The organism is Leifsonia sp. EB41 (assembly GCF_041262565.1).
GTDB lineage: Bacteria > Actinomycetota > Actinomycetes > Actinomycetales > Microbacteriaceae > Leifsonia.
Genome location: NZ_JBGCCJ010000001.1, coordinates 1,765,720 through 1,786,304 on the forward strand (window position 1 = coordinate 1,765,720; position 20,585 = coordinate 1,786,304).

The window sequence follows — 20,585 nt, forward strand, 5'->3', positions numbered from 1 at the left end:
GGATCCTTCCACCCGGCTGCAGGCCGCGGGTAGGGTGCCGAATGAGGGCGTGGCGCGCCCGGGGAAGGAAGCGACGATGGCGGACCTCTCGGGGCGCAGGGCGCTCATCACCGGAGGCGCGAGCGGCATCGGCCTGGCGTGCGCGGAGGCGTTCGCCGCGGCGGGCGCGCACGTCACCGTCGCGGACGTGAACGGCGACGCCGCCCGCGCGACGGCCGACCGGCTGGGCGGTGAGGCGTGGGAGGTCGACCTCTCGGACACCGCGGCGCTCGGCGACCTCCGGCTCGACACCGACATCCTCGTCAACAACGCCGGCCTCCAGCACGTCCGCCCGATCCCCGAGTTCGAGCCGGAGAGCTTCGCGCTCATCCTGCGGGTCATGCTGGAGGCGCCCTTCCTCCTCATCCGCGCCGCGCTGCCCCGGATGTACCAGCGGGGCTTCGGCCGCGTCATCAACATCTCCAGCGTGCACGGCCTCCGCGCCTCCGAGTTCAAATCGGCCTACGTCGCCGCCAAGCACGGCCTGGAGGGCCTCTCCAAGGTGACCGCATTGGAGGGGGCCGCGCACGGTGTGACCTCCAACTGCATCGAGCCGAGCTACGTGCGGACGCCCTTGGTCGAGAAGCAGATCGCCGACCAGGCGCGACTGCACGGCATCCCGGAGGACGAGGTGGTGGAGAAGATCATGCTCACCGAGCCCGCGATCAAGAGCCTGGTGGAGCCGGAGGAGGTCGCCGGACTCGCGCTCTGGCTGGCCGGGGAGGGGTCGCGGATGGTCACCGGCGCGAGCTACACGATCGACGGCGGCTGGAGCGCGAAATGACCGCGTTCACGCCGGCGACGCCGTTCCGCGTCGCGGTGGACGGCGGCGAGCTGGCGGGCGGCCAGTGGCACGCCGACGCCGGCGGGCTGCCGCTGGTCGGCATCCACGGGATCACCGCCAACCACGTCTCGTGGGCCGTGATCGCCGCCGCCCTCCCCCGGGTCCGGCTGATCGCCCCCGACCTGCGTGGGCGCGGCCGCAGCGGCGGGCTTCCCGGGCCGTACGGCATGGCGGACCACGCCGACGACGTCGCGCGGATGCTCGACGGCCTCGGTGTCGAGCGCGCGGTCGTCGCCGGCCACTCGATGGGCGCGTTCGTCGCCGTGTGGCTCGCGGAGCGGCACCCCGACCGGGTGGAGCGGCTGGTGCTGATCGACGGCGGCCTCCCCGTCCCGCGCACGGCCGACCTCGGGCCCGCGCGCGACCGGCTGCGGATGACGTTCGCGAGCGAGGACGACTACCTCGCGTTCTGGCGCCGGCATCCCGCGCTCGGTCCCTGGTGGAGCGACGCGGTGGAGGAGTATGCGCGCTACGACCTCGTGGGCGCGCCGCCCGAGCTGCGGTCGAGCGTGTCCGAGGAGGCCATGTCGGTCAACGCGACCGAGATGGACGGCAGCGGCGGCTACGAGGAGGCCCTCGCCGGGCTGACCTTGCCGATCGCGTTCATCCGCGCGCCCCGCGGACTGCTGAACACCGACCCGCTCTACCTCGCCGAGGAGCCGGCGGAGTGGCGCGCCAGGCTGCCCTGGTTCGAGGCGTTCGAGGCCGACGACGTGAACCACTACACGATCGTGATGACGGAGGCCGGCGTACGGCAGCTCACCCCGCACCTGCCCGGCGCGTACCCCGCTCACCCGCACTACCACTCCGACCCCTCACCCCGCCCTCACCCGAAGGAGACCATGTGACAACCCTGCTCCCCGGCATCGTCGCCCGCAGCATCCCGACCTCCCGCTACAGGGCCAACGTCCTGGCGCGCACGACGGACCCCACGGTCGCAGCCGACGCCACCCGGACGATCGTGTTCGTGCACGGCAACGTCTCGTCGTCGCTGTTCTGGCAGCCGCTGATGCTGTCGATCCCGGAGGGCACACGCGCGCTCGCGATCGACCTCCGCGGCTTCGGGGACAGCGAGACGCTCCCCGTCGACGCGACCCGCGGGGTCGGCGACTTCTCGGAGGACGTCGCAGCCGTCCTCGACTCGCTCGACAGCGGCCCGGTGCACCTGGTCGGCTGGAGTATGGGCGGCGGCGTGGTGATGCAACTGCTGCTCGACCGCCCCGACCTGGTCCGCAGCCTCACCCTGGTGTCCACGGTCTCCCCGTACGGTTTCGGCGGCACCGCGCTCGACGGCAGCCTCCTCAACTCCGACGCCTCCGGCACCGGCGGCGGCGGGGCGAACCCGGACTTCGTGGAGCGGCTCGCCGCGCACGACACCGGCGAGGAGTCGCCGACGTCGCCGCGCGCGCCGTCTACCGCTCGGCCTACGTCGCCCCGGGCTTCACCACCGAGTACGAGGACCTCTGGGTCGCCTCGATGCTCACGACGGCCACCGGTGCCGACAACTACCCGGGCGACGCGACCGCCACCGACGAGTGGCCGGGCTTCGCCCCCGGCCCGCACGGCGTCCTCAACACGATGGCGCCGACCTACTTCGACACCACCGACATCATCGACCTCCCGGTCAAGCCGCCGATCCTCTGGATCCACGGCGCCCTCGACGCGATCGTCAACGACGCCTCCTTCTTCGACCTCAACCAGCTCGGCGCCGCGGGCGTCATCCCAGGCTGGCCCGGCGACGAGGTCGCGCCGCCGCAGCCGATGCTGAAACAGATCCGAGCGGTGCTGGAGAGCTACCAGGCGGAGGGCGGGGTGACCCGGGAGGTGGTGTTCGAGGACTGCGGCCACTCGCCCCACATCGAGAAGCCGGAGGAGTTCCTGGCAGAGCTGACGGCCTGGGTCAGCTGATGGCATCGGTCAGCTGAGGTCGGCGGCGGTCTTCAGCGCGTCCGAGATCTTCAGAAAGAGAATGCGCCGCGTTCCCGGAAACCGACGGAAGCCGAACCGCTCGTAGAACGGGACGACCGCATCGTCGATGGCATCCACTACGAGGGCGCGGATGCCCAGCGTCTCGGATGCCTGGATCGCGCGCAGCACGGCGTCCTGCAGCAGCGACGCTCCGAGTCCGACGCCCGCATGTCTGCGATCGACGGCGAGCCGCCCGAGCAGGGCGACCGGGATCGGATCGGGCATGTTCCGCGCCAGCGAGCCCGGCGCGTCGACTCGCGCGATCGAGCTCGCCGAGAGGCAGTAGTAACCGGCGACGTGGCTCGTGTCATCCGTGACGGAGACGTAACTGCGGGCGCCTCCCGCCGCGTCGTTGTGGCGCGCCCACCCCTTCAGCCAACGGTCGAGGACCTCGACGCCGCAGTCGAACTCAGAGGCGATGTCCCCCGCTGTGATGGGACGAGGCCGGTGGTACAGAGCCATGCCGCGTCAGTCGATGAACACCGAACGGCGACGGAACAGCTCGGCGAGCCCCTCGACGTTCTGGGCCGGTGCGTCGAGTGCCGCTGCGAACGCCGCGAAGGTCTCCTCCTCGACGCGCAGCTCGCGCTCGTGGCGGATCACCTCTTCCGCACGCGTGGTGAGCGTGGCGGAGGTGAAGTCGGAGACGGTGCGTCCCTCCAGGACCGCGGCACGCTCGATCAGCTCCCGCTGCGCGCTGGTCACCCGCACTTCGATTCGTCGGTCTTTGGTCGGCATGTCCTCAAGTGTACGGCAAATCACCGTACACGCAACCGTCACCGCACCAGCACCCCGCGCTCCACCCCCAGCATCCCCTCCACCGCGTGGGCGAGCAGCGACCCCCGGTCGGCCGCGCCTCCCCAGCGGACCAGCGCCTGCGCATTGAGTCCGTCGAGCATGCCGAGCAGCTGCCAGGCGACCGCGCGCGGCTCCTCCACCCGGAAGGACCCCGCCGCGACGCCGTCCACGATCACGCCCTCGATGACGTCGCTCCAGGCGTCCATCTGGTCGCGCACCGCCGCCCCGAGCACCGTGTTGCGACGGCCGAGCGCCCAGGCCTCCACCCACACCACCGTGACGTCGTCACGCGTGCCGTCGAGGAGGGTGCGCAGCAGCGTCGCGAGCCCGGCGGCGGCCGACGGGGCGGCCGCGAGCAGAGTGCGCAGCTCCGCGATCTCCGCTCCGACGATGCTCGTGAACGTCTCGGCCACCAGGCCGTCCATCGACTCGTGGTAGTGCGCGACCAGCGCAGGCGTCACCCCGGCGCGAGCGGCGACGGCGCGCAGCGTCACTGCGGCGAGGCCCTCGTCCAGGGCGACGGCGCGGGCGGAGGCGGCCAGTTCTGCGCGGCGCTCGGCGGGCGGTTTGCGGGCTGCTCTTGACATCGTGGGTCCAGTATAGGTATCTATTGATCATCCGATCAATAGAGCCCGGAGGTTCACATGACCTGGCGCATGCCCGCCGAGACCGCACCGCACGAGCGCACCTGGATGGCTTTCCCGCGCGCCGGCATCACCCTCGGCGACGACGCCGCCTCCGCTGAGGAGGCCTACGCCGCCTGGACCGCGGTCGCCCACGCCGTCGCCGAGTTCGAGCCGGTCACGATGGTGGTCGACCCCTCCGAGCGCGAGCGCGCCGCCCGCATGCTCGGCTCGCACATCGAGCAGGTGGAGGCACCGCTCGACGAGTTCTGGATGCGCGACTTCGGCCCGACCTTCGTGGTGGACGACGAGCGCCCCGGCGTGCTCGGCGCCGTCGACTGGACCTTCAACGGCTGGGGCGACCCCGCCTGGTCCGAGTGGCGCAAGTCCGCGGAGATCGCCCGCTTCGTCGCCGAGCGCACCGGCGCCGAGCTGGTCAGCTCCGTGCTCGTGAACGAGGGCGGCGGCATCCATGTCGACGGCGACGGCACGGTGCTGCTCACCGAGACCGTCCAGCTCGACCCGCGCCGCAACAAGTACGCCGATAAGGCACGGGTGGAGGCCGAGCTCGCCCGCACGATCGGCGCGACGCACGCCGTCTGGCTCCCCCGCGGCCTCACCCGCGACTACGACGACTTCGGCACCAACGGCCACGTGGACATCGTCGCGACCATCCCGTCACCCGGCCGACTGCTCCTGCACGTGCAGCGCAACCCGGAGCACCCCGACTTCGAGGTCTCGCGCGAGCTGCGCGCGTTCCTCGCCGGCACGACCGACGCCGCCGGACGCTCGTGGGACATCGTGGACCTGCCTGCCCCCGCCACCATCCGCGACGAGGAGGGCTTCGTGGACTGGAGCTACGTGAACCACCTCGTCGTCAACGGCGGCGTGATCGCGTGCGGCTTCGGCGAGGAGGCGGCGGACGCGGAGGCGACCGAGATCCTGGAGGCCGCGTACCCCGGTCGCCGGGTCAGCATGGTGGACTCGCGCCCGATCTTCGCCCGCGGCGGCGGCATCCACTGCATCACGCAGCAGCAGCCGGCGGTGCAGGCATGAGCCGCTTCGACGTCGTGGAGGCCACCATCGCCGACCTCCGCCGCGCCCTGGAGTCCGGCGAGACCACCAGCGCCGAGCTGGTCGACGCCTACCTCGCCCGTATCGACGCCTACGACACCGCCGGCCCGCGCCTGAACGCCGTGATCGTCCGCAACCCCGACGCCCGCGAGGAGGCCCGCGCCGCCGACGAGCGCCGCGCCCGCGGCGAGACGCTCGGCCCGCTGGACGGCATCCCGTACACCGCCAAGGACAGTTACCTGGCCCGCGGCCTCACCGCCGCGGCCGGCTCCCCGGCGTTCGAGCACCTGGTCGCCCAGCGCGACGCCTTCACGATCGAGCGGCTGCGCGCGGGCGGGGCGATTCTGCTCGGCCTCACCAACATGCCGCCGATGGCGAACGGCGGGATGCAGCGCGGCGTCTACGGCCGCGCCGAGAGCCCGTACAACGGCGACTTCCTCACCGCAGCGTTCGGCTCCGGCTCGTCCAACGGCTCCGGCACCGCAACGGCCGCCAGCTTCGCCGCGTTCGGGCTCGGGGAGGAGACCTGGTCCTCCGGCCGGGCCCCCGCCTCCAACAACGCACTGTGCGCCTACACCCCGTCGCGCGGCGTCATCTCGGTGCGCGGCAACTGGCCGCTGGTGCCGACGATGGACGTCGTCGTGCCGCACACGCGCACGATGGCCGACCTCCTGGAGGTCCTGGACGTCATCGTCGCCGACGACACCGAGACCCGTGGCGACTTCTGGCGCGCGCAGCCGTGGGTGCCCATCCCGCCGGCGTCCGAGCTGCGGCCCGCGTCGTATCCGGCACTGGCCGGGGACGCGAGCCTGGCCGGCCGCCGCATCGCCGTCCCGCGCATGTACATCAACGCGGACGAGGAGGCCGGCACCGGCGAGCACGTCGGCATCGGCGGCCCGACCGGGCAGCGCATCCGCACCCGCGACTCGGTGATCGCGCTGTGGGAGGCCGCCCGCCGCGACCTGGAGGCCGCCGGCGCCGAAGTGGTCGAGACCGACTTCCCCGTGGTGTCCGAGTACGAGGGCGACCGGCCGGGCGCGAAGACCATCGCCACCCGCGGCTTCGTCTCGCCCGCCTACCTGCGCCGCGAGATCATCGACCTCTCGGCCTGGGGCTGGGACGACTTCCTCGCCGCCAACGGCGACCCCGCGCTGAACACGCTGGCCGACGTCGACGGCGACCGGATCTTCCCGCAGCCGGAGGGCGCGCTGCCGGACCGCTACACCGGCTTCGACGATGATATCGCCGAGTATCCGGCCTGGGTGCGCGAGCATCCCGGCACGACATTGGAGGGCATCCCGGAGCTGGCGGACGGCCTCCGCGGCCTGGAGGAGACCCGCCGCGTCGACCTCGAGGAGTGGATGGCCGGCCTGGGCGTCGACGTCGTCGTCTTCCCCGCGGTCGCCGACGTCGCACCGGCCGACATGGACGTGAACCCGGCGTCCGCCGACCTCGGCTGGCGCAACGGCGTCTGGGTCGCCAACGGCAACCTCGTGCCGCGGCACCTCGGCATCCCCACGGTCACAGTCCCGATGGGGACGATGGAGGACACCGGGATGCCGGTCGGCCTGACCTTCGCGGGCCGCGCCTACGACGACGCGGCGCTGCTGGCGCTTGCGACGGCGTTCGAGGCCACCAGCCACCGCCGCACCGAGCCCCCGCGCACGCCCCGGCTTCCCTGACCCCGCGCGCATCGGCCGCGATTCGTGCCGAATGTCGCCTTCAACGCCACCAAACGCGACATTCGGCACGAATCGTGCGCGGCACGGCTCAGCCGGCGACGCCGACGGCGGCGCGCTCGGTGTCGGGGCGGGTGAGGGAGTCGAGCATCGCGGTCGCGAGGTCGGCCCGCGACAGCAGGAAGCTGCGCGGCACGCTCGCACCGACGCGGGTCCGGTAGCGGCCCGTCGCCTTCCCGTTGGTGAGTCGCGGCGGCCGGAACGCCGTCCAGACGCTGTCGGACGCGGCGAGCGCCGCCTCCATCTCGCGCAGATCCTCGTAGACCGGCCGCAGCGCGCGCTCCACGATCGGGAGGGCGATCCGTCGGCTGATGAAGCTGTCGTCGGGTGGAGGCGGGGCGACCGGCGCGGCGCTGATGACGACGATGCGCCCCGGGTGGGCGGCCAGGATCGCGCGCGTGGCGGGAGCCGCGACGTGCGCGTCCGTGTTCGACCTCGGGCCGATGGCGGAGAGCACCGCATCTGCGTCGTCGATCGCCTCCCGCAGCGCGGCGGTGTCGGCGAAGTCGGGCACGACGCGCACAGTGACGCCGGGGGCGAACGACGCGGGCCGCCGCACGACGACCGTGATGTCATCGCCGCGTTCGAGCGCCTGCCGGACGAGCTCGGCGCCGGTGCGCCCGCTGGCGCCGAAGATGGTGAGCTTCATATCGGCATGCTAAGTGATAATCACAATTATGTGCAATCACTGATTGGTACGATGTCGGGATGCCGGCACCAGAAGACCGACGCGAGTACACCGCGCTCGAGACCCGCGCGAGCTTCCTCCTCTCGCAGCTCGGCCTCCAGAGCGCCCAGCGCTTCACCGCAGCGCTGGCACCGCTCGGCATCACCCCCAACCGCTTCGGAGTGCTGGCGCAGCTCGCCCGGCAGGAGGGCCGCACCCAGCAGGAGCTGGCCACCGCGCTCGGCCTGCACCGCAACTCGATGGTCGGCCTGATCGACGACCTCGAGTCCCGCGGCCTGGTCGAGCGCCGCCGGCACCCGGACGATCGCCGCGCCTACGCCATCCACCTCACTCCTGCGGCCCGCGACGTCCTCGCCGAGGGCGACCGCATCGCCGACGAGCTGGAGGACACGATGCTCGGCGCGCTCAACGCGGAGGAGCGCGCCGGCCTGGTGGCGACGCTCACCCGCCTGGTGGCCGCAGCCGGGTACACGGCCGGGGTGCATCCCGGCCTGAGCGAAGGGCATTGAGCAGGGAATCGTCCCCCGGCCCCCGCACTAAGCTTGAACCCGTGTCCAAAGTCTTGAGCAGTCTTCCGGTCGGTGAGCGAGTCGGCATCGCGTTCTCGGGGGGTCTCGACACCTCCTGCGCGGTCGCCTGGATGCGCGAGAAGGGTGCGATCCCCTGCTCCTACACGGCGGACATCGGTCAGTACGACGAGCCGAACATCGACGAGGTGCCCGGCCGCGCGAAGGAGTACGGCGCGGAGGTGGCCCGGCTGGTCGACGCCAAGCGCGCGCTGGTCGAGGAGGGCCTGATCGCGCTGCAGTGCGGCGCCTTCCACATCCGCTCCGGCGGCAAGACCTACTTCAACACCACGCCGCTCGGCCGCGCGGTCACCGGCGTCATGCTGGTGCGCGCCATGATGGACGACGACGTCGAGATCTGGGGCGACGGCTCCACCTACAAGGGCAACGACATCGAGCGGTTCTACCGCTACGGCCTCATCGCCAACCCCCGCCTGCGCATCTACAAGCCGTGGCTGGACGCCGCGTTCGTGGAGGAGCTCGGCGGCCGCAAAGAAATGAGCGAGTGGCTCGTCGCCCGCGGCTTCCCGTACCGCGACGCCACGGAGAAGGCTTACTCCACCGACGCCAACATCTGGGGCGCCACCCACGAGGCCAAGCGCCTGGAGGAGCTGAACGCCGGGCTCGACATCGTCGACCCGATCATGGGCGTCGCCGCCTGGCGCGAAGACGTGGAGGTCGCCCCCGAGACCGTGACCGTCCGCTTCGAGGCGGGCCGCCCTGTCGCGCTCAACGGCGTGGAGTTCGCCGACCCGGTTGCGCTCGTGCTGGAGGCCAACGCGATCGGCGGCCGCCACGGGCTCGGCGCGTCCGACCAGATCGAGAACCGCATCATCGAGGCCAAGAGCCGCGGCATCTACGAGGCGCCCGGCATGGCGCTCCTCTACATCGCCTACGAGCGCCTGCTCAACGCGATCCACAACGAGGACACCGTCGCCAACTACCACAACGAGGGCCGCCGCCTCGGCCGCCTCATGTACGAGGGCCGCTGGCTCGACCCGCAGTCGCTCATGCTGCGGGAGTCCCTGCAGCGCTGGGTGGGCTCGGCGATCACCGGCGAAGTGACCCTGCGCCTGCGCCGCGGCGACGACTACACGATCCTCGACACGACGGGCCCGTCGCTCAGCTACCACCCCGACAAGCTCTCGATGGAGCGCGTCGGCAACGCCGCCTTCGGCCCGTCCGACCGCATCGGCCAGCTCACCATGCGCAACCTCGACATCGCCGACTCGCGCTCGCGCCTCGAGCAGTACGCGGCCTCCGGGCTCATCGGCGGCCCGACCGGCGAGCTCGTCGGCGAGCTGGAGGAGGGCAGCGCCCGCTCGATCCTGGAGCTCGACGTCAGCGGGCCTGACGACGCGATGTCACGCGAGATCGATGCGTCCTCCGAGGGCGCCGCGTTCGACTCCGGGACCGACTGAGGCCACGATGTCGGAGGAGGCGACGCCAGGCGGACCCGGTCGGGTCGACCAGGCGCGCAACCACGAGCCACGCAACCACGAGCAGGGCGAGCACGAGCCGGACAAGTGGCCGCTCGGTCGCCTGCTCGGCGCCGCCTCCCGCGCCGTCGAGCGCGCCTGGTACGAGGCACTGGAGGCCCGCGGCCTGACCCACGCCGGCCTGATCGCTCTCCATTTCCTGGAGCTCGGCTTCGACTCGCAGACCGACCTCGCCCGCTTCGCGCAGGTGGAGGCGCAGACCATGTCCCGCACGGTCGACCGGCTGGAGCGCGAGGGCCTGGTCATCCGGCTCCCCGACCCCGCCGACCGGCGCAGGCACATCGTGTCCATCACCGAGCGCGGTCACGCCGCCTTCGAGGCGGTGCGCGGCCTGGAGGACGAGGTCTTCCCGACGGTCGACGACCCGGACGCGCTGAGGGCCGCGCTGATCCAGATCGTCAGCGCGGCCCCCGCGCGTCAGCAGCGCTGACGCATCGCCCGCCCGGTCAGGCGATCCGGTCGTCGCCCTCGTAGCGGTTCCGACCGATCGGCAGGCGTGGGCGCAGCAACCCCAGGTCGTATGCCACCCGCACAGCCTCCTCGCGGGAGTTGGCGCCGAGCTTGCGGTAGATGCTGCGGGTCTGCGTCTTCACCGTGTTGATCGAGACGACCAGCGAGCGGGCGATGTACTCGAGGCTGGCTGTGGACTGCAGCCGGTCGAGCACGATCCGCTCCCGCTGGGTGAGCTGCGCGGCCATCGCCGTCTCCGAGAACAGCGGCTTGATCCGCGACAGGGCCGCGTCGACGTCCTCGCAGCCCGCGGCGGCGGCCGAGGTCAGCGGCGCCACCTGACCCTCGATCGTCAGGACGAACGGTGTGAGGAGGCCGTTCGCCTCCGCGAGCTGTCGCGCGTTCAGCCGGATCGTCGCCGCCCGCGCGCTCTTCAGCCGGTACAGCGCCTCCGACTGGACGAGCAGCATCTCCACTCGGGTCCGCGGTCCTGGGCTCTCCGCCAGCACCGTCTCCGCCAGGAGCTGAGCGCTCCGGTACTCGCGGAACATCAGCAGCAGTCGCGCCGCCACCGGGCGCAGCGCGTTCGTGCCGTCCGGGAAGGCCTTGATGAGCTTCTGCGCGGCGACCAGATTGCCCTGCGACATGAGCAGGTCGGCGCTCAGGGCGACGAAGCGGGCGCTCTCGGTGTTGCTCGGCGTGTGCGTGCCCTTGCTGAGAAGCTCGCCGTCGATGACCTGCTGGGCCTCCTCCAGCTCCCCCGCCGCGAGCGCGCGCACGGCGGCCGCGTAGGCGGAGTAGCTGTGCAGCTCGCCGACGTCGACGGCCGGGCTGGGCGGCCACGACGAGACCTCGCCCGCAACTGCGTCGCCGTCGGCGAGCGCGTGCAGCTCGGTCGCGATGAGCTGCCGCGCGATCGCCAGCGGCGCGAACGCCCGCGGCCCGAGCGGCCGGTCGTCGTAGCGGTGCGAGTCGAGGCGATCGGCGACCGCCTTCGCCCGGTCCAGCTCGCCGTGCAGGGCGTGCGCCAGCGCCGCGGCCCCTGACGCGAAGACGTACAGGTCCGGGTCGTCCGAGACGCTGATCGCGGCGCGCTCGAACGAGGTCACGGCCTCCAGCTCCCGGCCGAGACGGAGCTGCGTGAGGCCCATCTCGAGCCATGCGATCGGCGGGACGGAGACGCCGGGGTCCGGTGTCGAGAGCGGGCCGAGGAAGTCCTCGGCGTTTGCGAGCCGCCCGACCTTGCGGAGGGCGATCATGCTCGCGAGGTCCGTCCAGTACCCCCGCACCGGTTCCAGCCGTCTGCCGCGAAAGGCCTGCGGCTCCGCGGCGGCCTGATAGTAGTCGAGCGCGCCCGCCGCGTCCCGCCCGGCGATCTCGCGGAGCAGTCCGGTGACCGTCAGGAGGATGGCCGAGGACCGGATCGCGGCGAGCTCCACCCCGCCGAGGACCTCCAGGTAGTCCATGGCGTCGTCCGTGAACGAGGAGGTCCAGTTGCGGGCGATGATCGTCTCGGCAGCGGCGAGGTCGTTCGCCCGCAGCGCCTGACGGAGCGCGGCGAGGGAGTCCCCGTTCGCCTCCAGCACGTCGAGGAGCTCGCCGGCGAGTCGCTCGCCCTCGCCCGGCGCCGTCGCGTCGAGCTGCGAGCGCAGCGCCACGCGCACCGGGTCGAGCAGCTCGTAGACCAGGCGACCCTGTCCGCGCGCGTACGTCCAGATGCCGAGGCCGGCGGCCTCTGCGTCGCCGAGGACGTCGCGCTCCGCCTCGTCGGCGCCGATGCGCTCGACGATGTGCGGCGACAGGTAGGGGGCGACGGCCGCGCGCTGGAGGCCGAGACGGCCGTCGTCGCCGACCGGGGCAGCGGCCAGCAGCTCGGAGACCACCGTCGCGCCGATGTCTTCGAGCGCACGCACGGCGACGGGCTCGGCGAGCGCGGAGCGCGGGTCGTCGAAGATCCGGACCATCGCGCGGGCGGCCAGTGGCCAGCCGCGGCTCTGCCGGAGCACGTGGTCGAGGATGCGCCGCTCGACGTCGAGGCCGAGCACGCGCACCACCTCGTCGAGCTCCGCCCGGTCGAAGGCCAGGTCGTCGTTCTGCACGACCACCAGGTCGAGGACGGCCGCCAGGCCCGGAGCCTCGAAGGAGGTCAGGCACCGCGTGAGCACCATCAGGTGCAGGTTCGGAGTCCGGCGCAGCGTCTGGACGAGCTCGGACGACAGCAGACCGTCCCAGCGCCGGGTGTATCCGTCGAGGACGAGAACGACGGTGCCGGGATACCCCGCGATTGTGTCCTGCGCCGCGGCGACCGGGTCGGTGTCCCACCGGTCGTCCGCCCCGTGGGGGTCGAACTCGGTGCGGACGGCGTCCCAGAAGCCCCTGACCTCACCGGTCAGGAGCTCGAGGTCGATCCAGCCGGCCGCGGCCCGCGCCGCGCCGCCGGAGCCCTCGAGCCACTTGCGGACGAGGGACGTCTTGCCGTAGCCGGCCGGAGCGCGCACCACCGTGGCCTGCTCCCGCAGCGCGCGGTCGAGGCGGGCGGCCAGCGCCGGCCGATCGACGGTGTAGCGCGAGAGCCGCGGCAGCCGTGGCGGCTCGCCCTCGAGGCGGCCGTCCACGAGCGACGCGTCGGATGTGGTCGTGATCGTCATACCTGACTCCTTTGGCTCGGTGTGATTGAGAGCGAGCCGGTTGCCTGTCGGATCGTGATGCGCGGCGTGTTCGAATTCACCTTCGTCGTGCCCATCGGTTCCCCCCGAGATCGTCATGAAACCCCCTCTGTCCCCGGTGTGCGCCCCGGCGGAGCACATAGGCGATGCTGGCAGCGCCTTCATGTCGAATACCGCTGAGCGGAAGGCCAGATCGCGGAGTATCGCACGCACGTCATCAGTCCCTTCATCTCATGATTCACCTGACATCTTTAGGTAACATTATAGAGACCACACGCCGCGTGTGTCATTTTCACCCGCTCGATTCCCGGGGTGACGCGGATCGGGGGACGCTGAACGAGGGTGAGATTTGCCAAGCGAACAGGTGAAATCCATCTTCCGGGCTTGCCAAGATTTGACGTAACGCACAGAATTTCAGACAGCGCGACGTCCATCCGGGAAAGGCGCGCAGGCCCGCTGCCCAACCCCTCCGGCGGCGAATGAGGTGCGGGTGCCGTCCCCTGACATCGAGCGGCGCCCGCACCGGCCGCACGAACGCAGCCGCGCCGGCCCAGCAAGGAGTACGACCTGGTGAGACTTTCCGTTGTCGGTTGCGGCTACCTCGGGGCGGTCCACGCGGCCGCGATGGCCGATCTCGGTCACGACGTCGTCGGCGTCGACGTCGACGCGCGGAAAGTCGCGCAGCTCTCCCGGGGCGAGGCGCCGTTCTTCGAGCCGGGGCTGCAGGAGCTCCTGCTGTCCGGGCTGCGCAGCGGGCGGCTCCGGTTCAGCACCGACGCCGCCGCGCTGAGCTCGGCGGACCTCCACTTCATCGCCGTCGGCACGCCGCAGCTCTCGGGGCCGCCGGCGCGGACCTCTCCTCCGTGGACGCCGCGTTCGCGCAGGTGCTCGCGCACGGCAAGGACGGCGACATCGTCGTCGGCAAATCGACGGTCCCGGTCGGCACCGTCGAGCGGCTCTGGGCGACCATCGGCGGCGGTGACCCGCGCGTGACGCTCGCCTGGAATCCGGAGTTCCTCCGGGAGGGGCACGCGGTCGCCGACTCCCTGACCCCGGACCGGCTGGTGTTCGGGGTGGCGGGCGGAGCTCGGGACGACGCTGCGGCCGCCGCGCTCGCGCAGGTGTACGAGAAGCCGCTGAGCGACGGCACCCCGCTCATCGTGACCGACTGGGCGACCGCCGAGCTGGTGAAGGTCGCGGCCAACGCGTTCCTGGCCACGAAGATCTCGTTCATCAACGCGATGGCCGAGATCGCGGAGGCCACCGGCGCCGACGTCACACAGCTCGCGGACGCGATCGGTCACGACGCCCGGATCGGGCGCCGCTTCCTCAACGCGGGCGTCGGCTTCGGCGGCGGCTGCCTGCCGAAGGACATCCGCGCGTTCCAGGCCAGGGCCGTCGAGCTCGGACTCGCCGAGTCGGTGGTTTTCCTCGACGAGGTGGACAAGATCAATCTGCGCCGCCGCGCCCGCGTCGTGGAACTGGCCGAGGAGCTGCTCGGCTCCACCCCCGGCCGGCGCGTCGCTGTGCTGGGACTGGCGTTCAAGCCGGACTCGGACGATGTCCGCGACTCCCCCGCCCTCGAGGTCGCGTGCGCCCTGCGCGCGGCGGGAGCCGAGGTCGTGGCCGCGGACCCGCACGCGGCCGCCAACGCCCGCGCCCGCGATCCGGAGCTCGTGACGGTCGACTCCGCGGAGGAGGCGCTGGCGGGCGCCGAGCTGGTGATCCTGCTCACCGAGTGGCGCGACTTCACAGAGCTCGACCCTGCGCGGACCGCCGCGCTCGTTTCCGGGCGTCGCATCGTCGACGCGCGGAACGTGCTCGATCCGGAGGTGTGGATCGGCGCGGGGTGGGAGTACCGCGGGCTCGGACGACGCTAGGGCGCTGCGCTCAGCCGCCGCCCTTTCCGTGGCCGTTGCCGTTGCCGTGTCCGTTCCCGTTGCCGTTGCCGTTGCCGTTCCCACTGTTGCCGGTACCCGGGTTCGGGGCCGGGGCCGGCGGCGCGGGCGCCGGGGCGGCGGGCTGGGGGGTCGTCGTCGCCACGGGTGCGACGGTCTGCGCCGGGCCCGTGACGGTCGGAGTCGGCCGTGGGGAGTTGTCCGACCCGGGCGGCGTCGGCTCGGTGAACGCCGGGGCGAGCACACTGCCGAGGGTCAGCGCCAGCGCCACGATCGCAACGCTTCCACCCGCGATCGCGCCCACGAGGACCCGGCGTCGCCGCGACTCGCTCTCGCCGGCCCTGGCCGACCGCCGTGGCGAGGACTCGGTGGCGCCCACCAGTGCCCCTCCGCCCAGCTCGGCCACAGGCATCGCGGCAGTCGGCTCGAGCTCGCCCGGCACGTCCTCCACGGGCAGCGTCCACCCGGCGAGCTGCGGGGCGAGCTCCCGGGTCATGACCGCCACCTCGAGCGCCGTCGGGCGGAGGCCCGGGTCCCGAGCGGTCATCGCGCCGAGCAGGCCGCGCCAGTCCTCCGGCAGCGACGCGGGGATGCGCGGGTCGCGGGCGAGGCGCGCCGTCACGGCCTCCAGCGGGGTCCCCGGGTACTCGGTCACCCCGGTGAGGGCCTCCAGCGCCACAAGGCCGAGCGCGTAGATGTCGGCCGCCGGCCCGGGCTCGGCGATGTCCGCCTGCTCCGGGCTGAGGTACCCGGCGGTGCCGATGATCGTGCCCACCGTGGTCAGGCGTTCCGTGCCGAGGAGGTGTGCGATCCCGAAATCGGCGAGCTTCGCGTGCGGCATCCCACCCGGCACACCGGAGTCGCCGAGCAGGATGTTCGCCGGCTTGAGGTCGCGGTGGATCATGCCGGCGCCGTGGACGACGACCAGCGCCTCCGCGATGCCTCCGGTGATGGCCGCGGCCTCCTCGGGCGGCACCGGTCCGCGGTCGAGCCGCGAGCGGAGGTCTTCGCCGTCGACCAGCTCCAGGACGAGGAAGCTCGGGGACGGGTCGCCCTCGGGCGAGAGGTGCGCGTCGAGCAGCGTGACGAGGTTCGGGTGCGAGACCCGGGCGAGCGCCGTTGCCTCCGCGCGCCGGCGGGCGTCGTCGCTGGCCTCCCCTGCGGCGAACACCTTGACCGCGACGAAGCGCTCCAGCTGGCGGTCGAACGCGCGGTACACGGTCCCCATCCCGCCGCGCCCGAGCCGATCGCGGAGTTCGTAGCGATCGAGGAGGAGCGTGTCGGGAAGCACTGCCCGAGCATACGCGCACTCGGGCATGCCGTGAATCCGCCGAAAATCGGGCGGCCTCCCGTTGCGGGATCGCAGAGGTAGGGCGTGACTGGCAAGAGTGACCGAACGATCCGAGGAGCCCCCGCCTGACACCGGGGTGCTCGATGCGCTCCAGGTCTATCGCGCGGCGGAGACCGCGATGCGGCGGCGTACCGGAGCGGCCATGGGGATCGGTGAGAACGACTTCCTCGCACTGCGCCTGATCCTCGACAACGCCGCGTTGGGCCGTCGCACCTCCGCCAAGGACGTCAGCTCCTACGTGGGCGTGTCCAGCGCTTCCACCACGGCGTTGATCGACCGGCTCGTGCGCGGCGGGTACATCGAGCGCCGCACGAACGAGGCCGACCGTCGCTCGGTGGACCTCGTGCCGACCCGCGCGGCGTTCGGCGACACCGGCCCGCTGAAGATCGCCCAGGAGCAGATCGAGGCGGAGGCCGCCGAGCTGAGCGAGGAGGAAGCCCGCACGGTGACCCGGTTCCTCACGAAGATGCGGCGGACCGTGGACGGAATCGCTGCGGAGCGACACGCGAATAGGCCGGAAAGGCCCTGACGTCAAGGGGATTGTTCGACAACCGAAACAGTTGTTGCGTGGAGCCCGTCAAGGAAAGGACAACCCCTCCATGAACATCCTGCTCATCATCATCGCCATCATCGCGATCGTCCTGCTTCTCACCGGCGGCTTCGTGTCGTCCCTGAACTTCCTGCTCTGGGTCGGCATCGTCCTGCTGGTGCTGGCCGTGATCGTCTGGCTCGTGCGGCTGCTGACCGGCAGCCGACGCGTATAGAGGAGGCCTCAATGAGTCTGGGCACCGGAATCGTCCTGTTCGTGATCGGAGCGATCCTCGCGTTCGCCCTCAACATCCAGGTCGACTGGATCAACCTCCACCTCGTCGGGTACATCCTGATGATCGCCGGCGTGGTCGGCATCATCATCGGGATCATCCTGCTGACCCGTCGCCGCCGCACCGTGGCCACCACGCGCACAGCGGTGGACCCGGTGACCGGCGACCGCGTCACCCGACGCGGCATCGACGACGACATCGTCTGAATCGGAAACCCCCGGAAGTACGAAGCCCCCGCCGAACGGCGGGGGCTTCGTCGTGTCAAGAGTGGCGTCAGCCCTCCATCGAGGCTCAGCCCATCGAATCCAGGATCTCCACGAGGTCCTCGAACGTCGTCAGCGGGTTGAGGATCGCGAACCGCGTGTTCGTCCGGCCGGCGTGCGAGCTCGGCGTGACGAAGGCGCGCTGCTCGTCCAGGAGGCGGGCGGACCACAGCGCGTAGTCCTCCTTGCTCCAGCCCTCCCGCTCGAAGACCACGACCGAGAGCTGCGGCTGACGGACCAGGTGGAAGCCCTCCCGGCGGTCGATCTCGTCCGCGATGCGGCGGGCGAGCTGCAGGGAGGCCGTGACGGCGTCCCGGTAGGCGGCGGCGCCGTGCGAGGCGAGCGAGAACCAGAACGGCAGCCCGCGGGCGCGGCGGGTCAGGTGCGCGGCGTAGTCCGACGGGCTCCACTCGGTCGCTTCGGTGAGCGTGTCGAGGTACTCGGCGTGCTGCGTGTGCGCGCGGCGGCCCTGCTCCGGGTCGCGGTAGAGCAGCGCGCAGGCGTCGAACGGGGCGAACAGCCACTTGTGCGGGTCCACGATGAGCGAGTCGGCGCGCTCGACGCCCGCGAACCGCGGGCGGGCGAGCGGCGACAGCATCCCGGCCAGGCCGTAGGCGCCGTCGACGTGCAGCCAGAAGTCGAACTCGTCCTTCAGCGCGGCGATGGAGGCGATGTCGTCGACGATCCCGAAGTTGGTGGAGCCCGCGGTCGCGACGACCGCGAAGACGGCGCCCCCGTGCTCGGCCAGCGCCGGACGGACCGCGTCGCCCGTGAGGACGCCGGACTCGCCGGGCGAGACCGTCACGACCTCCACGTCCATGACGCGCGCGGCCGAGGCGACGGAGGAGTGCGCCTCCGCGCTGCAGACGATGATCCAGCTCCCCGCCGGGTTGCCGCGCTCACTGCGGGCGTGGTCGCGGGCGGCCACCAGCGCCGAGAGGTTGCCAAGCGTGCCGCCCTGCACGAAGACGCCGCCCGCGGTCGCCGGGAGGCCGAACTCGTCGGCGAGCCAGGCCAGCACCTGGTTCTCGGCGTAGACGGCGCCGGAGCCCTCCAGCCACGACCCGCCGTAGACCGCGCTCGCGGACACGACGAGGTCGAACGCCGTCGCCGCCTTCGTGGGCGCTGTCGGGATGAACGACAGGTAGCGCGGGTGGTCGGTGGTGATGCATGCGGGCGCGAGGACGTGCTCGAAGACGGCGAGCGCGCGCTCGGCCCCCATCCCCTTCTCGGAGACGGTGCGCCCGGCCAGCCGGCGCAGCTCGGACTCGGGCAGCGGCTTGTCGAGGGGCGTGTCCGTCGCGAGGATGCGGCGGCGAGAGTAGTCGAGCACGAGGTCGACGAGCTCGGTGGTGTCGTCGGTGACGCTGTGCATGCGCGCGGGGTCGGTCATGCGGGCGGGGTCGGTAGTCATGGGGCCTCCGCACCAATGCTGACACACGACATCAGCAGGATTTCGCGGCCGTACGCGATTTTGCTGCGCATTTGGATATCAGTACGCAGCGACCATGCGTGGTCCGTGGGGCGGCCGCGGCGCTAGGGTGTGCGTGTGGCCGGGATGTGGGGGCGCGGGGACCCGTACGAGCGGTACGTGGGCCGCTGGAGCCGGCGCGTCGCGCCGCTGTTCCTGGACTGGCTCGGCACGGCGGAGTACCTCGACTGGGTGGACGTCGGCTGCGGCACCGGCGCGCTGACGGCGGCGATCCTCGACGGCTGCGCACCCGCCTCTGTCGTCGGAGTGGATCCGGCCGACGGCTTCGTCGCGACAGCGCGCGAGCAGTTGGGCGACCGAGCGACGTTCGTCGTGGGGGACGCCGCCGCCCTGCCGCTCCCGGACGCCTCCGCCGACGCCGTCGTCTCCGCACTGGTGCTGAACTTCGTCCCAGACCCGCGCGCGGCGCTCGAGGAGGCCCTCCGCGTCGCGCGCCCCGGCGGCACCGTCGCGGCCACCGTCTGGGACTACGCCGGACGGATGGACCTGATGCGCCGTTTCTGGGACGCGGCGGCCGCTCTCGACCCGGAGGCCTCCCGGCTCGACGAGGGCGCCCGATTCCCGCTGGCCCACCCGGACGCACTCGCCGCCCTGCTCACCGCGGCGGGGTGCGCCGAGGTCGCGACGACGGCGATCGAGATCCCGACGGTGTTCGCGGACTTCGAGGACTACTGGACGCCGTTCCTGGGCGGCCAGGGACCCGCGCCGGCGTACGCGATGTCGCTGGATGCCGCGGCCCGCGAGGCACTGCGGGCGCGGCTGGAGGAGACGCTGCCGCGTGAGGCGGACGGGTCGATCGCGCTGACGGCGCGGGCGTGGGCCGTGCGTGGGGTCCGGCCGGGCGGTTAGGCTGCTCCGGTGCCGCTGACCCCGCCTGCCGACATCCCCACCGACGCCGAGCTCGTCGCCGCGCTCGTCGCCGCGCAGCATCCCGACCTGGCCGGCCCGCTGCGGCTGGTGTCCGACGGGTGGGACAACCAGCTCTACCGGCTGGGCGACGCGTACGCCGTCCGCATCCCGCGCCGGGAGGTCGCCGCGCACCTGATCGAGCACGAGCAGCAGATGCTGCCCGGCATCGCCGCCCGCGTGCGCGCGACGGTCTCCGCGCCCGTGCGGGTCGGGGTGCCGTCCGACCTGTTCCCGTGGGCGTGGAGCATCGTCGAGTGGATCGACGGCGTCGACGGGGCATCGGTCGGCGCCGACGAGCGGTCGGGGATCGCCGAGTCCCTGGCGGAGTTCGTCGGCGAGCTGGCCGTGCCGGCGCCGGAGGCCCCGCGCAACCCGGTGCGCGGGGTCGCGCTGGCGTCCCGCCGGGAGGTCGTGGCGACCCGGCTGCGGTCGCTGTCCGGCCGCATGGAGGTCGCGGCGCTGGAGCAGGCGTGGCGGGAGGCGCTCGCGGCGCCCGTGTGGGACGGGCCTCCGCTGCTGCTGCACGGCGACCTCCACCCGGGCAACCTGCTGCTCACCCCAGAGGGTGGGCTCGCGGCGGTCATCGACTTCGGCGACGTCACCTCCGGCGACCCGGCGACCGACCTCGCGACCGCGTGGCTCACCTTCGACGGGGACGCGCGCGAGCGGTTCCGCGCCGCGCTGCCGGTCGCTCCCGACCGCGCCACCTGGCTCCGCGCCCGCGGCTGGGTCGTCACGATGGCGAGCGCCCTGGCAACGTCCTCCGACGACAACCCCCGTATGGCCTCGCTCGCCCGCCACGCCCTGGCTCAGCTGACTCTCGAATCCCCCTGACGCAAAACCGCCGAGTACGCAGATTGTCTGCGTACTCGGCGGTCTTCGCCTGAATTCGGGCGT

The 20,585-nt window shown here is 72.2% G+C and carries 19 protein-coding genes and 2 pseudogenes; 14 read left to right on the forward strand and 7 right to left on the reverse strand.

The window, feature by feature from the left end:
- The first annotated feature begins 76 nt into the window (after positions 1-76).
- The 3 genes and pseudogenes from ABH923_RS08630 (at position 77) to ABH923_RS08640 (ending at position 2,791) form a co-directional block, all read left to right on the forward strand.
- A complete protein-coding gene (locus tag ABH923_RS08630) occupies positions 77-823 on the forward strand; it encodes a 3-hydroxybutyrate dehydrogenase (protein WP_370054951.1) in 747 nt (248 codons plus the stop codon).
- On the forward strand, positions 820-1,731 hold the full coding sequence (locus ABH923_RS08635; protein WP_370054952.1) for an alpha/beta hydrolase: 912 nt from the start codon (positions 820-822) through the stop codon (positions 1,729-1,731). Before ABH923_RS08630 ends, ABH923_RS08635 begins: the two co-directional genes overlap by 4 nt.
- Positions 1,728-2,791 (forward strand): annotated as a pseudogene (locus tag ABH923_RS08640) (alpha/beta fold hydrolase). Before ABH923_RS08635 ends, ABH923_RS08640 begins: the two are co-directional and overlap by 4 nt.
- Before the next feature lie 9 nt (positions 2,792-2,800).
- Here the strand turns inward: ABH923_RS08640 and ABH923_RS08645 are convergent.
- The 3 genes from ABH923_RS08645 to ABH923_RS08655 are packed head-to-tail and all read right to left on the reverse strand — an operon-like array spanning position 2,801 to position 4,236.
- Positions 2,801-3,313: a GNAT family N-acetyltransferase gene (locus ABH923_RS08645; protein ID WP_370054954.1), complete on the reverse strand. Its 513-nt coding sequence runs from the start codon at positions 3,311-3,313 to the stop codon at positions 2,801-2,803.
- Positions 3,314-3,319: 6 nt separating this feature from the next.
- The gene (locus ABH923_RS08650; protein WP_370054955.1) at positions 3,320-3,589 is read right to left on the reverse strand and encodes a DUF1778 domain-containing protein; all 270 of its coding nucleotides are present in this window, start codon (positions 3,587-3,589) and stop codon (positions 3,320-3,322) included.
- A 38-nt stretch (positions 3,590-3,627) separates the two neighbouring features.
- Complete coding sequence (locus tag ABH923_RS08655; protein ID WP_370054956.1) at positions 3,628-4,236, reverse strand: TetR/AcrR family transcriptional regulator; 609 nt, start codon at positions 4,234-4,236, stop codon at positions 3,628-3,630.
- Positions 4,237-4,293: 57 nt separating this feature from the next.
- Here ABH923_RS08655 and ABH923_RS08660 point away from each other — a divergent pair, with 57 nt between their 5' ends.
- Positions 4,294-5,328 (forward strand): agmatine/peptidylarginine deiminase, encoded by a 1,035-nt coding sequence (locus ABH923_RS08660; RefSeq protein WP_370054957.1) that lies wholly within the window; start codon positions 4,294-4,296, stop codon positions 5,326-5,328.
- A complete protein-coding gene (locus tag ABH923_RS08665) occupies positions 5,325-7,028 on the forward strand; it encodes an amidase (protein WP_370054958.1) in 1,704 nt (567 codons plus the stop codon). Before ABH923_RS08660 ends, ABH923_RS08665 begins: the two co-directional genes overlap by 4 nt.
- Positions 7,029-7,116: 88 nt before the next feature.
- On the opposite strand, the gene ABH923_RS08670 is transcribed toward ABH923_RS08665, so the two are convergent.
- Positions 7,117-7,734 carry an NAD(P)-dependent oxidoreductase gene (locus ABH923_RS08670; protein WP_370054959.1) on the reverse strand — a complete coding sequence of 206 codons (618 nt, stop codon included), beginning with the start codon at positions 7,732-7,734 and terminating at the stop codon, positions 7,117-7,119.
- A 59-nt stretch (positions 7,735-7,793) separates the two neighbouring features.
- Here ABH923_RS08670 and ABH923_RS08675 point away from each other — a divergent pair, with 59 nt between their 5' ends.
- Genes ABH923_RS08675 through ABH923_RS08685 form a run of 3 tightly spaced genes read left to right on the forward strand, consistent with a single transcriptional unit; the run spans position 7,794 to position 10,268 of the window.
- Positions 7,794-8,282 (forward strand): MarR family winged helix-turn-helix transcriptional regulator, encoded by a 489-nt coding sequence (locus ABH923_RS08675; protein ID WP_370054960.1) that lies wholly within the window; start codon positions 7,794-7,796, stop codon positions 8,280-8,282.
- A gap of 41 nt (positions 8,283-8,323) precedes the next feature.
- Positions 8,324-9,760 carry an argininosuccinate synthase gene (argG, locus tag ABH923_RS08680; protein WP_370054962.1) on the forward strand — a complete coding sequence of 479 codons (1,437 nt, stop codon included), beginning with the start codon at positions 8,324-8,326 and terminating at the stop codon, positions 9,758-9,760.
- Positions 9,761-9,767: 7 nt separating this feature from the next.
- On the forward strand, positions 9,768-10,268 hold the full coding sequence (locus ABH923_RS08685) for a MarR family winged helix-turn-helix transcriptional regulator (protein WP_370054963.1): 501 nt from the start codon (positions 9,768-9,770) through the stop codon (positions 10,266-10,268).
- A 16-nt stretch (positions 10,269-10,284) separates the two neighbouring features.
- On the opposite strand, the gene ABH923_RS08690 is transcribed toward ABH923_RS08685, so the two are convergent.
- Positions 10,285-12,936 (reverse strand): LuxR C-terminal-related transcriptional regulator, encoded by a 2,652-nt coding sequence (locus tag ABH923_RS08690; protein ID WP_370054964.1) that lies wholly within the window; start codon positions 12,934-12,936, stop codon positions 10,285-10,287.
- Positions 12,937-13,524: 588 nt separating this feature from the next.
- Here ABH923_RS08690 and ABH923_RS08695 point away from each other — a divergent pair.
- Positions 13,525-14,834, forward strand: a pseudogene (locus ABH923_RS08695) (UDP-glucose/GDP-mannose dehydrogenase family protein).
- 10 nt (positions 14,835-14,844) lie between these two features.
- On the opposite strand, the gene ABH923_RS08700 reads toward ABH923_RS08695, so the two are convergent.
- A complete protein-coding gene (locus ABH923_RS08700; protein ID WP_370054965.1) occupies positions 14,845-16,143 on the reverse strand; it encodes a serine/threonine-protein kinase in 1,299 nt (432 codons plus the stop codon).
- 97 nt (positions 16,144-16,240) lie between these two features.
- Between ABH923_RS08700 and ABH923_RS08705 the strand changes: the two genes are divergently transcribed.
- The 3 genes from ABH923_RS08705 (at position 16,241) to ABH923_RS08715 (ending at position 17,230) form a co-directional block, all read left to right on the forward strand.
- The gene (locus ABH923_RS08705; RefSeq protein ID WP_370054966.1) at positions 16,241-16,732 is read left to right on the forward strand and encodes a MarR family transcriptional regulator; all 492 of its coding nucleotides are present in this window, start codon (positions 16,241-16,243) and stop codon (positions 16,730-16,732) included.
- A gap of 70 nt (positions 16,733-16,802) precedes the next feature.
- Positions 16,803-16,967: a hypothetical protein gene (locus ABH923_RS08710; RefSeq protein WP_369963838.1), complete on the forward strand. Its 165-nt coding sequence runs from the start codon at positions 16,803-16,805 to the stop codon at positions 16,965-16,967.
- Between the two features lie 11 nt (positions 16,968-16,978).
- The gene (locus ABH923_RS08715) at positions 16,979-17,230 is read left to right on the forward strand and encodes a DUF6458 family protein (RefSeq protein ID WP_370054967.1); all 252 of its coding nucleotides are present in this window, start codon (positions 16,979-16,981) and stop codon (positions 17,228-17,230) included.
- Between the two features lie 85 nt (positions 17,231-17,315).
- Here the strand turns inward: ABH923_RS08715 and ABH923_RS08720 are convergent, their stop codons facing one another.
- Positions 17,316-18,680, reverse strand: a complete 1,365-nt coding sequence (locus ABH923_RS08720; RefSeq protein ID WP_370057321.1) for an aspartate aminotransferase family protein — start codon at positions 18,678-18,680, stop codon at positions 17,316-17,318.
- Positions 18,681-18,845: 165 nt separating this feature from the next.
- On the opposite strand from ABH923_RS08720, the gene ABH923_RS08725 reads away from it, so the two are divergent.
- A complete protein-coding gene (locus tag ABH923_RS08725) occupies positions 18,846-19,628 on the forward strand; it encodes a class I SAM-dependent methyltransferase (protein ID WP_370057322.1) in 783 nt (260 codons plus the stop codon).
- 9 nt (positions 19,629-19,637) lie between these two features.
- Positions 19,638-20,522 carry an aminoglycoside phosphotransferase family protein gene (locus tag ABH923_RS08730; RefSeq protein ID WP_370054968.1) on the forward strand — a complete coding sequence of 295 codons (885 nt, stop codon included), beginning with the start codon at positions 19,638-19,640 and terminating at the stop codon, positions 20,520-20,522.
- The last annotated feature ends 63 nt before the right edge of the window (positions 20,523-20,585 follow it).

What these genes read in the sequence shown, in the direction of transcription:
- ABH923_RS08685 (WP_370054963.1), top strand. Translation starts at nt 9,768, where the DNA reads ATGTCGGAGGAGGCGACGCCAGGCGGACCCGGTCGGGTCGACCAGGCG.
- ABH923_RS08655 (WP_370054956.1), bottom strand. Translation starts at nt 4,236, where the DNA reads ATGTCAAGAGCAGCCCGCAAACCGCCCGCCGAGCGCCGCGCAGAACTG.
- ABH923_RS08660 (WP_370054957.1), top strand. Translation starts at nt 4,294, where the DNA reads ATGACCTGGCGCATGCCCGCCGAGACCGCACCGCACGAGCGCACCTGG.
- ABH923_RS08650 (WP_370054955.1), bottom strand. Translation starts at nt 3,589, where the DNA reads ATGCCGACCAAAGACCGACGAATCGAAGTGCGGGTGACCAGCGCGCAG.
- ABH923_RS08665 (WP_370054958.1), top strand. Translation starts at nt 5,325, where the DNA reads ATGAGCCGCTTCGACGTCGTGGAGGCCACCATCGCCGACCTCCGCCGC.
- ABH923_RS08690 (WP_370054964.1), bottom strand. Translation starts at nt 12,936, where the DNA reads ATGACGATCACGACCACATCCGACGCGTCGCTCGTGGACGGCCGCCTC.
- ABH923_RS08720 (WP_370057321.1), bottom strand. Translation starts at nt 18,680, where the DNA reads ATGACCGACCCCGCGCGCATGCACAGCGTCACCGACGACACCACCGAG.
- ABH923_RS08715 (WP_370054967.1), top strand. Translation starts at nt 16,979, where the DNA reads ATGAGTCTGGGCACCGGAATCGTCCTGTTCGTGATCGGAGCGATCCTC.
- ABH923_RS08710 (WP_369963838.1), top strand. Translation starts at nt 16,803, where the DNA reads ATGAACATCCTGCTCATCATCATCGCCATCATCGCGATCGTCCTGCTT.
- ABH923_RS08645 (WP_370054954.1), bottom strand. Translation starts at nt 3,313, where the DNA reads ATGGCTCTGTACCACCGGCCTCGTCCCATCACAGCGGGGGACATCGCC.
- ABH923_RS08630 (WP_370054951.1), top strand. Translation starts at nt 77, where the DNA reads ATGGCGGACCTCTCGGGGCGCAGGGCGCTCATCACCGGAGGCGCGAGC.
- ABH923_RS08725 (WP_370057322.1), top strand. Translation starts at nt 18,846, where the DNA reads ATGTGGGGGCGCGGGGACCCGTACGAGCGGTACGTGGGCCGCTGGAGC.
- ABH923_RS08635 (WP_370054952.1), top strand. Translation starts at nt 820, where the DNA reads ATGACCGCGTTCACGCCGGCGACGCCGTTCCGCGTCGCGGTGGACGGC.
- ABH923_RS08675 (WP_370054960.1), top strand. Translation starts at nt 7,794, where the DNA reads ATGCCGGCACCAGAAGACCGACGCGAGTACACCGCGCTCGAGACCCGC.
- ABH923_RS08670 (WP_370054959.1), bottom strand. Translation starts at nt 7,734, where the DNA reads ATGAAGCTCACCATCTTCGGCGCCAGCGGGCGCACCGGCGCCGAGCTC.